General features: G+C 67.5%; 6 protein-coding genes. 1 reads left to right on the forward strand and 5 read right to left on the reverse strand.

The window, feature by feature from the left end; genetic code table 11:
* Positions 1–61: 61 nt before the first annotated feature.
* The 5 genes from drmB to ADL01_RS42645 form a co-directional block, all read right to left on the reverse strand.
* Positions 62–1,927, reverse strand: a complete 1,866-nt coding sequence (gene drmB, locus ADL01_RS27600; protein ID WP_053744714.1) for a DUF1998 domain-containing protein — start codon at positions 1,925–1,927, stop codon at positions 62–64.
* Positions 1,924–5,178, reverse strand: a complete 3,255-nt coding sequence (locus tag ADL01_RS27605) for a helicase-related protein (protein ID WP_053744715.1) — start codon at positions 5,176–5,178, stop codon at positions 1,924–1,926. Before ADL01_RS27605 ends, drmB begins: the two co-directional genes overlap by 4 nt.
* Positions 5,175–7,076, reverse strand: a complete 1,902-nt coding sequence (locus tag ADL01_RS27610) for a UvrD-helicase domain-containing protein (RefSeq protein WP_199834947.1) — start codon at positions 7,074–7,076, stop codon at positions 5,175–5,177. The genes ADL01_RS27605 and ADL01_RS27610 overlap by 4 nt, the downstream gene beginning before the upstream one ends.
* Positions 7,073–11,833: a DEAD/DEAH box helicase gene (locus tag ADL01_RS27615; RefSeq protein WP_053744717.1), complete on the reverse strand. Its 4,761-nt coding sequence runs from the start codon at positions 11,831–11,833 to the stop codon at positions 7,073–7,075. The genes ADL01_RS27610 and ADL01_RS27615 overlap by 4 nt, the downstream gene beginning before the upstream one ends.
* A gap of 192 nt (positions 11,834–12,025) precedes the next feature.
* Positions 12,026–12,244: a hypothetical protein gene (locus tag ADL01_RS42645; protein WP_078960787.1), complete on the reverse strand. Its 219-nt coding sequence runs from the start codon at positions 12,242–12,244 to the stop codon at positions 12,026–12,028.
* A gap of 533 nt (positions 12,245–12,777) precedes the next feature.
* Between ADL01_RS42645 and ADL01_RS27620 the strand changes: the two genes are divergently transcribed.
* The gene (locus ADL01_RS27620; protein WP_053744718.1) at positions 12,778–14,931 is read left to right on the forward strand and encodes a helix-turn-helix transcriptional regulator; all 2,154 of its coding nucleotides are present in this window, start codon (positions 12,778–12,780) and stop codon (positions 14,929–14,931) included.
* Positions 14,932–14,934 lie beyond the last annotated feature (3 nt).

Here is a 14,934-nt window from a genome sequence, read left to right on the forward strand (position 1 = left end):
TACTGAGACGTGGGTGGCGCGAGGCGCCGATCTGTGCCGGTGTCCCACGGCCTGCCGGGCGTCACTGCTCCAGTACGTTCGCGAAGAAGCCCACGTGAGGATCCTCGGGGGTACCGACGAGCAGCGCGCGGTCCAACAGGATGTTGTTGTGCTCGCAGCTCGTCTCCGGGAGCATCACGCAGGCGTGACAGGCTGCGAGGTTGGTGCCGCCGGTGCCCGACGCCTCGGACTCGACGCAGAGCGGGTCTGAGGAGCACCACTCGGCGCGGTGGACGGCTGAACGGATCGCCCGGTCGAGGCGGTCCGGTTCGCCTTGCGCGACGAGCCCGCCGAGGCTGCCCGCAGAGTCGCTCGTCGCTGTGTAGATGAGCACCCCCGCCATGTCGTCGGCGGCGTACAGACGCTCGCGCAGGGAGGCAGCCGGGTAGCCCGCGTCCAGGCTCCACTCGTTGATGAGGACGTGGGCCAGGGTGTGCAGCAGCACCATGCGGGGGGTGGCCGGGGAAGGGACGACACGGCTCGGGTCTCCGGCCCGCTGTTCCAGCACCCGTTGGTGAGCGGTGCGCATCCGCTCGACCCGTGCGGCGACCGCTGTGGCCTTCTCCCAGGTGCTCAGTCTGTCCTCGTCCAGGCGGAGGAAGACCCCCTCGCCGCGCACCTCCATGGCCGGGAGCCAGCGCAGAGGAGAGCCAGACAGGGGCATCTCCTTCGATTCGGTCGTGGAGTCGGGGTCGGCGAGCCGGGTGAACGCCTTCAGGGCGCGTACCTCGCGGAGCTTCTTGACCAGCATCGGCCCGGTGACGCCGAGCAGACCGAGCATGCTCTGGTCGCCCAGCGGGGTCTCGCAGACGAACTGCTCCTCGTGGGAGTGCTCTCCCTCGTCGTTGCCGGATCGGAGACGCTCGTACTCCTTGTTGCGGAGAGCGAGGTATCGATGGTCGAAGGTGGGGCCCGCCTTGCCGTCGGGGTCCTCCTCGCGCTCGGCGTCGAGCAGTTCCATCACCTCGTCCAGCGGTACGGGGCACTTGCCCTTGAAAACACCCTGGAGATAGATCTCGACGTGCTCGCGCCTGTCGTACTCGCGGAGGGTGTCCCAGTGCTCGGCCAGCGGGTCTGCGCGGCCGTCGCTCCACGGCGGGATGGAGAGCGCCGACTTCATTACCGGCTGCCACACCGCCGAGGAACCTCGCTGAAGCGTGCGCAGAGGGAGGCCGCACTCCTGGGCGGGGGCGGACGTTCCGAGCCACGGGCGGGGGCCGAAGCACTTGAGGCCCAGGTCCTTGAGCGCGTTCCTGCGGAACGAGCCCTCCATCGAGACCTCGGGAGCCTTTCCACAGGTGCAGGAGATGAGGATAGAGCGGAGCGACGCCGTACGCCCGGACGTGCGCAGTCTGAGCTTTCCCCCGCACTGTCCGGTCGTCGAGGCACCGCGGTCCGTGGAACGGTGTACCCACTGCCAGTACGGGAACTCGCCGAGGTGCCCGGCTTCGCATGCGACGACGAAGCGGGAAGGGACGAGGTCGACCTCACACGCTCCGCAGACACTTCGACCGGTCGGCGGGTTGAAGTCGCGGTGTCGCTGCAGTTCGTTGCACTCGGGGCAGGAGTGCATCAAGGGGAAGCGTCGGACCCTGAGGCCATCCCTGCTGTTGTCGTCGGACGCGGGCGGCAGCCGGAAGTAGTCGATGTCGAGCAGGCGGGCCAAGCGCCGTTCGTAGATCCGAGGTGCCTCGTGGACGCTCCAGCTCTGGTCGGCCTCGTCAAGGCCGGAGACAACGAAGGACTCGGCGTCGACGGCGATGAGCGAACCGATGCCGTACGTGGTGATCGCCTGGGCGCGGCGGACCGCACCACGCCGCGGGAGGTTGTGGGCGGGTGCGGAACCTGTCGCGCCGGTCCGGCGACGGCGGGCGGGGGGCGGGGTCATCGGGTTCCCTCCATGAACAGGGCGGACTCGGCGTCGACGTCACGCAGGCTCCACAGAGTGGCCCACGCCTCGGCGTCCTCGGACTCGTCGTCGTACGCCTTCAGGAGAGAGGGAGCGCGACTGCCCCTGCGGGGCTCGAAGACGAGGCCGCCGTCGATGTCGGCCTCCTCGCACCACCACTCGACGAACTCGTCGAAAGCATGGGACGCGGCCTCGACCTCCTCCGGGGAGACTGCTTCCACGCGCTCCAGGAGCACGGACCTGATACGGCCCCGGAGAACGTGTTCGTAGGATTCGACCCGGCCCGCGCCCTCGTTGGGGCGGGCGGCCGGGATCAGGGTGCGGGCGAGAGCGACGATCACCGCGTGCAGACCCCGGTCGCGGGAGCGGGCGGAGAACGGCGTCACGGAGGTGGACTCGACCTCCCGGTAGAGGGCCGAGTGGAAGTGCTGGAAGCTCTCGTAGTGGGAACGGTCCCGAGATCGGGTCGAGTTGAGCATGACCGTGACCAGGCCGGGGTGCGCACGGCCGACACGGCTGGTCGCCTGGATGTACTCGGCGGTCGTCTGCGGCTGGCCCATCACGGCCATGAGACCGAGGCGGTCCACGTCCACACCCACCGCGATCATGTTGGTGGCCAGGAGGACGTCCACCGCGTCCTCGTCGGGGAGCCTCTTCTCGATGCCCTTGAGGCGGGTAGGGATCTCGCTGGCGTCGACACGGCTGGTCAGCTCCGAGTAGTTGGCGACCGAGCGGACCGCCACCCCTTCGCGCTCGGCGAGCAGCTCCAGATAGGCCACCACGTCGTCGTGGACCTGAAGTTCGGCCGCAGAGAGCAGCCGGAGGCTGTTGAAGTAGCCGACGAGACTCCAGTACGCGTCGCGCACCTCGTCGGCGGTCTTCGCGTGCTTGGCCCGGTGCAGCAGGGTGGCGTACGTGCGGATCAGCAGGGTGGACTGGCTGGTGCCGGGCGCCAGCAGGCCGACGTAGCGCCGGCTAGCCTTCTCCTCGCGCGGGGTCTCCACGGCGAACCACGAGTCGCGGGCGTCCAGGCCCGCAGGCGGGAACTGGCGAACGCCGCGTGCGAAGAGGTGGCGTCCCTGGTCGGCGGCGCGACGGATTGTCGCTGTGGAGGCGATCACCTTTGGGCGACCCGCGAGTGCGTCGACAGCGGTCTCGTACAAGCCGGTCAGGGTGCCCAACGGGCCGGAGATCAGGTGCAGTTCATCCTGAATGATCAGTTGTGGGGGAGGAGTGGCATCCTCCAGGTCGTCGAGGTTGAAGAGTGCCGAGGTCGCCGGACGCCACGGCATCGACGCGAACTTGTCGACGGTGGCGATCACCAGTGTCGGCCGTGCGTCGTACACCGCCTCGTCGATCAGGTGAACGGGCAGACCGTCGGCGAACTCGCAGTTCGTGCCGGGGCAGCGGACATGCATCCGCCTGGCGTTCTCGTCGGCCTCGTAGTTCCGGGCGTCGAGGCGGGTCCCGCACCAGGGGCAGGTGTGCAACTGGACGGGATTCTCGGTGGCCAGGCGTTTGTCGAGACTCCTGCGCAGCTCATCCAGCTTCTGCCCGGCCACGGCCAGCGTGTTGGGAGTGGCCGAACGCCCCACCCACATGCCGATGGAGAACTCCTCGTGTCCCAACTCGGGCGTGTGGCGCCGCATGTGTTCCATGGCGCAGAGCAAGATCGCGGCGCGCTCGAACTGCTGGAGGGTGAGCAGCCGCAACGTGTAGCGCATGAGGACGGTGACCCCACCTCCGTCCGCACCCTTGCGGAGGCGACGCAGGAACGACGTGAGGGCGATGAGTCCGAGGTAGGCCTCGGTCTTGCCACCACCAGTGGGGAACCACAGCAGATCGGAGACCTCACGGTCGCGATGGTCGGGGTCGTCGATGCCGGCCAGGCAGAGCAGTACGAAAGCGATCTGGAAAGGGCGCCAGCTACCGGCGGCCGGGTCGGGGGCGCCGACGCGTCCGCTCTTCACCCAGGCGCTGCGGGCGCGCTGTTCGGCCATGGCACGGTTGGCGAGCCGGAACGCCGTCATCAGGTCGGGCTTGGTCCGCAGCAGCTCGATGCCCTCGCGGATCCGGTCGAGCGCCTCACGACAGGCCTCCACCTGGTCCCGCGCGGGCTTCTCGTGGCTGTCGCCGGTCAAGGCCTGCGCTTCCGTCGCCTTGCGGTCGATCCAACCCTCGTACCCTGCGGCGAGATCCTCCAGAGCGGCCAGGACCTCGGTGTCGGACTTCTCCGCCAGCCCCAGCATGGACAGCGCCGAGCTGTCGATCTCCGGATTGGAGTCGGTGAGCAGTACCTCCACGGTGGGCACGAACTCGCTCCGTACCTCGGCGACGGCGGCTGTTCGGGTGTCGGTCATGCCGACCGGCGGCGGCATCCAGTCCCATTCGGCGGCGCAGCCGTGGCCGACAGCGAAGGTCGGGGCATGGCGATGCAGCAGCCTGCTGGTGGCGACCTCCGCGTCATGGGCGAAGATCGGCGCGGGGCGCTCGACGAACGCGGTGGAGCCGTCGACCGCGCGGACGGTGAGACCGCACTGGAACAGGGAGAACGCGTCCTGGAGTTCGCGCTCGCCGACCTGGTGGGTGTTGACGAGTGTGACGGTGATCGTGACTGTGCCGGTGGTCGGGTGGGGACGTCGGACGTTGACGCGCAGCAGAGCCCCCGCGCCGAGGTCGAACTTCTTGTCAGGGTCGGGTGTGGTCACGTCGACCGGGGTGTCCGGAAGGACGAGTTCCCTGCGTCGCCACCGCTCCCGTTGCTCTGAGGTCGTGCGGGCCTCGGCACGGCGGGCCGGGATCGGTTTGCCCTCCGGATCGGTGGGCTCGTAGACGGCGGCACGCGCCGAAACCACGATCGAGTCGCTTATGGCCGGGGCGACCGCGAAGGTGAGGCCCATGGACGAGGGGCGGCGGGAGCCCGCGGCGCCTACTTCCTGCGCGGTACCGGACTCCTCGGCGCTGTCATCCGTGCGCAGCGGGGCGACGTCCAGACCTTCGTACTCTGCCTCGTCCTCACGGATCCGCTCTTCCGCGGTCGGGTCGACCGATCGCGGGTAGAGGACGCCGGTCAGGTAGCGGTCGATCGGCGCGTCCTCGGCAAGGACTTCGTCCCGGTCCTCCGGCGCGGCGCCCGGAGCGGGACCGAGAAGCTCGCGGCGGAGTCCTACCAGCAGTTCCTCGTCCCGGACCCGGTAGTGCTCGGAGTGCCGACCTGCCACCTGTGTCATGCGCGCTGCTCCTCCTCGTCGGCCCGTCGATACCTTCCGATGCCGGTGATCCGGGGGACGATCCACGCCCCACGGTCGCCGAGACCGGCGTTGGCGCCGGCGGCGGCGCTGCCCGTCACCGTCTCCAGAGTGTCGACCCGTATGCCGTGGATCTCATCGGGCCACCAGGGATCCCACGTCCTGTTCACCTTCTGCACCTGGAATAGCTCCTCCCGGAACCGCTCCGACGCCTCACCGATCTCCCGGCCGTCATGTACCAGAGCGTACGGCGGGCTCTGGTACTCACTCATCGGCAGATCGTGGCGCTTGCGCAGCACGACGTCCTGCCCGGGGCCGACCTGCGCCAAGAGGTATGCCTGGGTCGCCACGGCGTCGCTCTCTTGGCCGGGCGGGTTGTCCCGGCAGACGTCCCCCGCCTCGGCGACGACGCCGTATCTGTCGTACGACCGCCATCCGCCGACATAGCGGCGGCCGTTCTTTCGGCCGCCCGCTCTCTTGAGGATCGGCAACTCGGGTGACTGCGCGTGGTAAAGGTCCTCGCGGGCGCGAGTCATCGCCACGTACAGGGTTCGGGCCTCGGCAGGGAGGTCCAAGTCGTCCTTGTACTGCTTGCGCAGTTCGGCGACGGTCGGCGGGGTCAGGACGATCACCCGGTCGAACTCGAGGCCCTTGGCCCGATGCACGGTGGAGACGACGAGACGCGCGGTCTCCGGGTCGGCGGCCTCGTCGGGGAACCTGCCGTCGGCGACCGAGCGGCGCAGCCGCTCCAGATCGAGCACACCCCGGCCGGCCGAGCGCGCGGCCCGCCGCAGTACCGTCCACAGGCCGGTCACGTTCGGCTCGTACGGCAGTGGGATCTCCGCGAGCAGCGAGCGGAACCGGTCCTCGGTGAGGCCGGTGGCCTCGGTGCGGCGCAACAACTCGGCCACCCAGTACGGCACCGGCCGCTCTTCGAGGGAGCGCCGCAGACGATGCTCGACGCCGTGCTCGTGGAGGAGGCCGGATACCACCAGGGCCTGTCGGTTGTCGCGGGCGAGGATCGCACAGGTGTCGGGAAAGGTTCGCAACCCGTCCAAGGTGAATGGATCGGTGAGGTCACCCAAGCTGTTCGCCGGATCCAGTAGCAGTTCGCGTAGTTCGTCGTAGCGAGTCGCTGCCTCGTCCGAGTCGGTGACCTGCTGGAGTCGGGGGCCGTGCGCCAACGCGATCCGGGCCTCAGGGGTGACCGCTCGGAAGTTCCGGGTGAGGCGCAGTTCCACGAGGTCGTCGGGGTACGAGAAGCGCAGCCAGTCGAAGAACCGCCCGGTTTCGTCGGCGCGTTCGGTCAGGTCCTCGATCTGGAACCCGTAGACGGACTGGGCGGCGTCGCCGACGACGGTAAAGCCACAACTGTCCTGGTACCGGTCGAGCAGCGTCTCCACCAGCTCTCGGCGCCCGCCCACCAGATCCTGTACCTCGTCGATCACGACATGAGCGGGCGGGACGGAATCGCCGGCCTCCAGCGCTCCCTCCTCGACCGCCCGGGTCGCGGCGTCGATCCGCTCGTCGAAGCCGACTGCACCCCACTCGCCGTCCGGGTGCGACTGAAGGAGCACCCCGTACGCCCAGGCGTCGAAGGTCTGGGCACGCACCCGGTGGGCTCGCTCCCCATGCCGGGCGATGCGCTCGCGCAACTCGCGGGCGGCGGCCCGGGAGAAGGTGAGTACTAGGATCTCGGCGGCCTCCAACGCCTCGTCGGGGTCCTCGTGACCGCTCAGGGCGTCGAGTCGGCGCACCAACGTGTGCGTCTTTCCCGCCCCGGCGCCTGCGGTGACCAGGACACGCGCGTCCCAGGGCTGCTCGACCACGGCCCGCTGCTCATCGGTGAGCGGCGGGCTGTCGAGGTAGGCGTCGGTCACTTTCTGCTCCAGAGATGTTCGAACTGGGTGAAGGCGAGTCGGGTGTCGAAGTTCGCGATGTTGTCACTGACGTTGAGGATCAGGCAGGTGGGTTCGCCGCCGTTGAGCGGACCGCGCAGACCACGACCGATCATCTGCTGGTAGACGTTGGTGCTGTAGACGGGCCGGGCCACGACCACGGCACGGGTGGCCGGAGCGTCGAATCCCTGGGCGAGCACGCCGTAGTTGGTGAGCACCCGGATACGTCCGTCGCGGAACTTCTCGATGCGCGTACGACGGTCCTGCGCGCTGGTAGTCGCGTCCACGGCGGCGGACCGGATCCCCCGGTCGTTGAGCATGGCCGCCAGGTACTTGGCATGGTCGACGGAGGTGGCGAAGAGCAGCGTCGGCCAGTCGTCGGGCAGATCGGCAACCGAGTCGACGATGCGCCTGCTGCGCGCGTGGTCGTCGGCGAGCCGCTGCTCGGCGGCACGGGAAAGCATCGACATCCGCTCGGCCTGAACCTTCTCGTCACGGGTCAGTTCAATCCGGCCGCCTTCCAGGGTGCGGTGCTCCACCTGCGCGAGCATCCCCCACTCCTGGAGATCCCGGTACGGATCACCGGAGGGGAAGACACCCTCGTCGAGCCGCCGGTTCCCGAAGCGCCCGACCAGACGGCGGGTCTCCTCCTCGTTGGTGTTGCGGAAGGGCGTGGCGGTCAGGCCGAGCAGGTGCCGACCGGTCTCGTACTGGGTGAGTCCCAACCGGCTCAGGATCTCGGTGTACCGCTTGGAGATGGCGGTGTGGGCCTCGTCCACGATCACCAGCGCGGCTTGACGCAGCCACGTGTACGGTTCGGTGTCCAGGCAGCGCTCCAGCTTGGCGTCGGTGGCGACCACCAGGTGGGGGTGGTCGACGACGTTCCCGACCTCGTTGCCGCTCCAGAGCCGGCTGATGGTCAACGGGCGTTCCGCACCGACCTTGCTCCACACGAACTTCCAGCTCTGGACTGCCTGTTCGCACAGTTCCTCGGTCTGCGCGATCCACAGCAGCGGCCCGCTCAGGTCGCCGACGCGCTTGACCCAGCGAATCACGGCCTCGGCGGTGACCCGGGTCTTGCCCGCGCCGGTCGGCAGCGACAGCATGCCGCGCTGGGGAGCGAGGCGGTCGAGCATGGTGGTGATGTTGCGGACCAGATCCTCCTGGTACTCGTGGAGGCTTGGGAAGTCCCGAGGGCCCTCGACGGTCTCGAACGGCGGTGGGGTCGGGGTCCGCGAACCCGCGAAGGACACCGGGAGTTTCAGGTCCGAGACGAAGGCGACGGCGGACGAGGAGCCGCTGTAGGAGACGGGAGCGTCAGGGAACCGTGCCTGAATGTCGCGAGCGTGCTGATGGAGGACACCGTCACCGTGGGCGTTGAAGGCCATCTGCGCGATTCGCCGCCCCGACGGCTGGATGCCGTCTGCCGCCTGCAGTTCCGCCTCCATCAGTCCTTCAGGGAGGCCGACCCGCAGTGCTTCCGCCCCGATCAGCAGCTCGATCTTGGTGACCACGTCCTCCGTCTCACGCACGGCTTTCCGGGCCGCCTGCATCGCACTGTCCCGAGCCATCCGGTCCTGATGTTCGAGCACGGCCCGGCAGCCGGACGCGCCGAGGCCCAACCCGAGTTCGCGGTCGATCAGGCAGAGCATCGGCTCGGGATCCAGCGGAACGCGGATCTTGACGGTGCCGTCCTGGCGGACGGCGTCCAGCGGAGAGGCTTGTGTGCCGTTGGGTGTGCGGGTGACCTCCTCCAGCTCGGTGCACCTCTGCACCAGGCTGTTCCGGTTGGAGCTGTTGAGGTGTCGGCGCAGGCCGGGATACAGCTCCACCAGTGGCACCGGATCACCCTCGACCACCTCACGGGTCTCCCGGCTGATCATGTCTGCGAAGCGGAGCATGCCCCACTTCTCGACCATCAGCTCGGCGTCCCCGACGGTCGACACGAGCAGCGCTGGGAGCTGCTCGGCGCGGAGCGCCCGATACTCGGCGGCCCCGACGGCGAGCGTGATCTCGTCGTCGGGACGGGTTCCCCAGGTATCGCCGATCCGGCAGCGGGTGAGGGAGTCCTCGGGGAAGTCCGCGCCGAACCGGGTCAGCATCACGTAGGTCGCGCCGACGAAGGAGTCGTCCTCACTACGGGACACCTCGTCGAGGAGTGCCTCCCAGCGGTCTGCCGGAACATCGTCGACCGTGGACGGAAGTCGCAGCTTGCGGGCCTTCTCGGCCGACAGGTCGGCGACCGGCAATACGTCGCGGTAGGCGGCGAGCTGGGGGCCAACGGCTTCCTTCAGCGGTTTGATTCCCTGGGAGGTGGCGACCGTGCCGTACTTCCGCAACATCCAGCGGATCGGTGAGATCACAGCTTGTCGAGTGCTGCTCTGCGCGCCGATCTGACGTGTCCAGTTGTCGACCACGGCATCGTCGGGAAGTGCCTTCAGGAAGGCGGCACGGGACTCGTCGGAGAGTGCGCGGAACAGGTGGAGCGGGCCCCCGATGGCGGCTCCCTCGACCTTCATCCGGTTCAGGGAAGGGCGAGGCGCGTGGCTGTCCAACCTGCGCAGATAGTCGGAGTGGACGACCTCCCGATACTCCTCGAACCAAGCCTCTCCTTCTGTCGGCCGCACTCCCGTGGTGGGCCGTTCCCGCAGTCCGACCTGGGCGAAGAAAGCGACGTCGTCGGAGTGGAACGTCATGTCGACGGCGACGCTCGGGTCACGTCGCGCGTCGACGACTCTGCCCGGAAGCATGCAGTCCTCGATGGGCCGGAACCTTTCGTCGGCGGTTCGCACACACAGCGTCGAGCCGGGGGTGGCCACCCGCTCCAGAACCTTGAGTGCCAACCGACCGATTCCGGCCCGACGGAACAGCTCCCAGAACCGCTGCCAATCGGTGTCCCCGTAGCCGTCGAAGCCTTGGTCGAGGACGCTGACGAAGCGCCCCTCGACGTCGGCCTCGCGGATCCCGAGAATGTCGAGCGCATGAGCCAACGACGGGTCCTGCGCGAGTGTGTCGACCACGTACACCGTGGATTCGCGCAGCCCACCCTCTTCGGCACGGCGGAACACCCTACCGGGAACGGCCGGGACCAATCCGTGCTCCTCGGTGAGCACGATGTGCGCCTTGCGGGCCTCCTCCGCGTCCGGCGAGCCGACCTCGATCATGTTCGCGAGGATCCGGATCGCCACGGCTGAGGCCTCAGCGGTACCGCTCTCGACCAAGGCCTCCAGCCATTCTCGGACGTCCGATCGCTCGTGCCTGGCCGCGTCGAGGATGTGCTCGACCTTTCCGGAACGCAGGGAGTCGATTTCGACACTCGGGTGCAGCCAGTCCGAGGGGCGACCGGGGCACTCGTGCCACATCCGCAGCCACCCGGCCAACCTCTTCAGATCCTTCTTGTCGAACCGAGGGTGGATGTGCAGTTCGGCAGGAGCGCGCAGCACACCGTCCTGGTCAGGCAGAGACGGACGAGTCGCGGCGCGAGCCCAGATCTCCCGGGTCAAGAACTCGTCCGCCCAGCTGATCGCCTCCTTGACTCGTCCGGGAAGCAGGGGGAGATAGGCGGCAGGGTCCGCGGCGGGAGCAAGCGCGGGAAGTGAGTCGATGACCAACGCCGCCGACACCTTGATCATCTCCTGGTTGAAGGGCGAGGAGTCGAGCAGGTTCTGCCGGTCCTCGTTGGTCTTCCACGCTCCGTTGAGGATGCCGCTCAACGACATTTCGTACTTGGTCGGAAAAAAGGACCAGAACCTGCCACGGCCACGAATCTGCGAGTTGACGTACAGCCCGGTCTCCGGGTCCTTCCGCAGAGCGGGGACACCCCAGGAGAGGTCGAGCGAGAGGCGGTCGTGGAGTTCGCCTGCGTCCGCCTGGGCCGCTGTACCGGGTGTGTGGGTGGTGGTGAACACCCGCCAGCGGATGGTGTTGGCCTTCCCGGTCCTTTCCTCCGTCACGGTGTGCAGGTCGCCGGTCTGCGTCGTGGTCAGGATCCGGCGAGCCGCAGGGAGGTGACGACGGTCCTCAAGGACGACCTTCGCGACGTGCGGTGAGAAGAGCTGGAAGCCCACGGGGAACTCGTCGCGGGACTCGCCGTGCTCCTTGGCACGCCCGCCGTGCATGTCCAGGCCGAGCCGGCGGTCCGCCTTCTTCAGCAGGGGTAGGCGTACGACGGTGGTCGCCCAGGTCAGCAGCTCGTGCAGGACAGGGTCGGCGGCGCGCTCGGTCTGTACGTCGAGAGGACGAGCCATCCGTAGCACGGGGGCGTCGAATTCCGGACCGTACCGAGCGGTCACGCCGGGCACATTCTTGATTTGCTCGTACGACCAGGCACGGTCGAAACCGAAACTTCCGGTGCTGCTGAAGAATTCTGGCGCATCGGTCACCACGAGGACAGATTTTACGCCTACCCCGAACCTTCCGATCTGTCCTCCGCGCTTTTTCGACATGCTCATTCGAAGAATGGTCTCCGCGCCCTCGGAAGTGACGGGACTTCCTTCATTTGCGCAGTACAGATGGGTTCCCGTGAGGACGACGTGGACCCTCCCACCGGGCTCGTCGGCGATTTCGTCGGCCGCGTTCTGGACGAGTTCGAAGAGTTGGCGATCACCGTATCCGCCCTGCGTGATGCGACGCTCTCCGTTGGCGTGCTCGGCGACGAGGCCGGGGTCTACGGCATACGTTTTAAGGACACGGGAAGACTGCTCGATGACGGTTTGAATTACCGAGAACGAAGACGACACTGGTCCTGCACTCCTGAGGTGTCAAAGATCGGGTGAAGGTGTGTGATGGGCCGGCTGTCGACTTCGTGCAGCCGGCCCATGGGTGTTCGAGTGGTGTCAGAAGGGTGCGCAAAATCTCTGCCTTCACGCGTTTATGCTGGTGAAGGCGGTCAGGAGTGTGGCCCGAGAGGTCTCCGCCTGCGCGGGGTCAGGTCATGTAAAGGCGGTCAGGTCCGAAGGGGAGGTGTCGTCGTTGGGCGGTTCCGCACACTCCCTCAGCTCGGGAAACCGTGCCAAGAATTCATCTTCGCGCGGGTGTCCCCTCAGCAGGTCCGCTGCTTCCTTGGGCTCGATGCTTCCCATTGCAATGGCCGAGTTGAATGCACTCAAACCACGGTCAGAATCCAAGTCGTGACTATAGTACTCGTCCATGGCAGGTCCCCTGTCGCATCGGTCGCACAGGGGTGCATAAAGGCATATTGACCCCTCGTGGGAAATGAGTCCAAGTATCTCGGGTAAACGTTTTACCGAAAATCCTAGCAGGCCGAAAGGCGGTCTGACTAGTTGTTAGGTTTGGCTGAGGGGGCGCTTGTGTGGATCTGGTCCAATCCAGTGAATTCTGCCCCTCGGTGCTGATTTTGGACAGAATTCTGACAGGCTGCCCGGTTCTCTCGACTTGCGTTCGAGTTCGTGAGCAGGGTGAAACATTCACCGTCACTAATCATATTGGATGCCGATCGGGTGTCAACCCCAACTGCCCCTCGCTGGTGGGGAATCGAGCGCTCCGAATGTGGGATTCGGTCCAAAAGGACACAAAAACGGGCAATTCAATCCACTGGTCTTAAGTGATCCTGGCATCTGGGCCCGATCAACTGTTGGTTGACAGTGCTCCCCGCGTCAAATTAACCTCCTGGTCAGTCGCCTGCGAGCCGCAGGCGACTCCGAGGGGAAGAGCAGGTAGCGCGTTGGACGCAGGTGAGGAGTTCGGGCCCTGGTTGGCCCGTCAACTCAAGCTCTCGGGGAAGACGCAGGCCGAACTTGCCCAGGAGCTCAAGCTGACTCGGGCCGCCATCTCCGCGTGGATCACCGGCAGGTCGACCCCCCGCCCGACCGTCATGACGGAGATCGCCAGGGCGCTCGGCACGGACGTCGGCACGGTGCACACCCGTACCACCGACACCCAGGCCGGTCTGCCGACCACCTGGTACCACCGTCCCGGCTATCCCGACGGGGGCCGTGACCTGGGCAACGCTGGGGCCTTCGCGTTCGACGCCGACGTCCAGGTGCTCGCCCGAGAGACCTGCCAGAACAGCCTCGACGAACGCCGCATCGAAAGCGGCCGACCTGTCAGGGTCCGCTACACCCTGCACGAGCTGACCGGAGAGGCGCTCGACGCCTTCCGCGAGGCGATCCTCTGGAACGACCTCTTCCCCCACTACTCCGCCGTCTCGGAGAGCGCGGGAAGCCAGAAGGTCGGCCGGGTCGTGGACGCCGGAGTGCGCGACATGTACGAGAAGGGCCGCCTGGTCCTGTTGAGAGTCGACGACTACAACGCGTCAGGGCTCATTGGTGACGACTACGCGGACGGCAAGTTCGCCGCCGTGGTCAGGCGGCAACTGGAGAGCCTCAAGTCGGGTCACGGCGCGGGTGGTTCGTACGGCCTGGGCAAGGCGACCCTGTGGGCCACGAGCGCCCTGGGGCTCGTGCTCATCAACTCCACTCTGTCCGTGCCCCACGAGGGGCGTACGGAGCGACGGGTCATCGGACGTCTCGAACTGCCCTGGCGCGAGGTCGATGGCGAGCCGTACGCGGGCCCCGCCTGGTTCGGGCGTCCCGATCCCGACTCTCCCGGCGCGAGGGTCGCCCGTTCCTGGTGGGCGGACGAGGAGACCGTCGCGCGTCTGCATCTCGCCAGGGAGGGCGACGAACCCGGTACCTCCTTCCTCATCGTCGGCGCGCACGACGTGGCCAGCCTGGAGGAAGGCGGGGCCGATGTCGACGACGAGACCATGGACGAGGAGGGAGCCAGGGACACTCGCGACATTCGCAGAATGCACCAGCGTCTGGTCGAGGCGCTGGGACGCGACTTCTGGGCCGCGATGACTGGTGGGGGCAACAGGCTCCCCCTCCTGGAAGTCTCCGTCCGTGCCCTTCGCAACGGCAAAGTGGTCGTGCCGGAGAAGCAGGTCGACCCGTCCGCCGAGCAGCCCGCCCGGACCCGTGCCTTGAAGGCGCACTACGAAGGCATCACCGTGGATCGGCTCCTTGAGGCCGGCCAGGTGGCAGCGCGAAGTGTTCCGCTGAAGTTGCCTCTGTCCGGAGGAGCCCGGGGGACCCTCGGGACACACCAAGCGGTCCTGTTGGTCACTGACCTGACCACTGACGCCGAGGGTGAGGACGGAGCGAAGAATCAGGTGCATTCGCTACGAGGCAACCGCATGACCGTCAAGACGGCCGGAGTCCCGAACCTGCCGCTCGGCACGAATCCGTTCCAGGCGGTTCTCCTGGTGGGCGAGGCCGCCGGGGAATCGGCCCCCTTCGCGAAGGACGCCGAGGAATTCCTGCGTGCGGCGGAACCACCCGAGCACGACCGCTGGGGGCAGACCGAGGAGCTGAGCCTGCGCTGGTCGCCTTCCGCGTACCGGCGGATCAACATGTTGACCACAGAGGTCAACAGTGCGGTGAGAGAACTCGTCGCGCGGCCGAAGCGCGGCAGCCGTGAAGGCGGTGAGGCTCTGCGCAAGGCGTTGACCGTGAAGACGAGGCCCAAGGCCAAGGCGCCTTCCGGGCCGGTGGTTCCGGTCCTGGACGTGCTCGACGCGACGGTCGGCGATGACGGGGAGTGGCGGATCACCGGGGAGGTGAGCATCCCGCGCGGTGACGAGATCGTCCCGATGGTGCCGGTCGCCCAGCTCGACGTGCGCTCGGGTGGCCGCCCGAAGCTGGACTGGGCGGAGCTGGTGGCTGTCGAGGGCTGCGAGGTGGAAGACGGGATCCTGCGTTTCCCGCCCGGCACTCGTCGCGCGACGTTCCGAGGATCCACCGATGTCACCAGCCACCCGGTCAGGACCACGCTCACCCGCCTCGTGCTCGAACTCCGCGCCGGCAAGGGGGAGTGACGC

This window comes from Streptomyces sp. NRRL WC-3618 (assembly GCF_001280005.1).
In the GTDB taxonomy this organism is placed as follows: Bacteria; Actinomycetota; Actinomycetes; order Streptomycetales; family Streptomycetaceae; genus Streptomyces.

What these genes read in the sequence shown, in the direction of transcription:
- ADL01_RS42645 (WP_078960787.1), bottom strand. Translation starts at nt 12,244, where the DNA reads ATGGACGAGTACTATAGTCACGACTTGGATTCTGACCGTGGTTTGAGT.
- drmB (WP_053744714.1), bottom strand. Translation starts at nt 1,927, where the DNA reads ATGACCCCGCCCCCCGCCCGCCGTCGCCGGACCGGCGCGACAGGTTCC.
- ADL01_RS27605 (WP_053744715.1), bottom strand. Translation starts at nt 5,178, where the DNA reads ATGACACAGGTGGCAGGTCGGCACTCCGAGCACTACCGGGTCCGGGAC.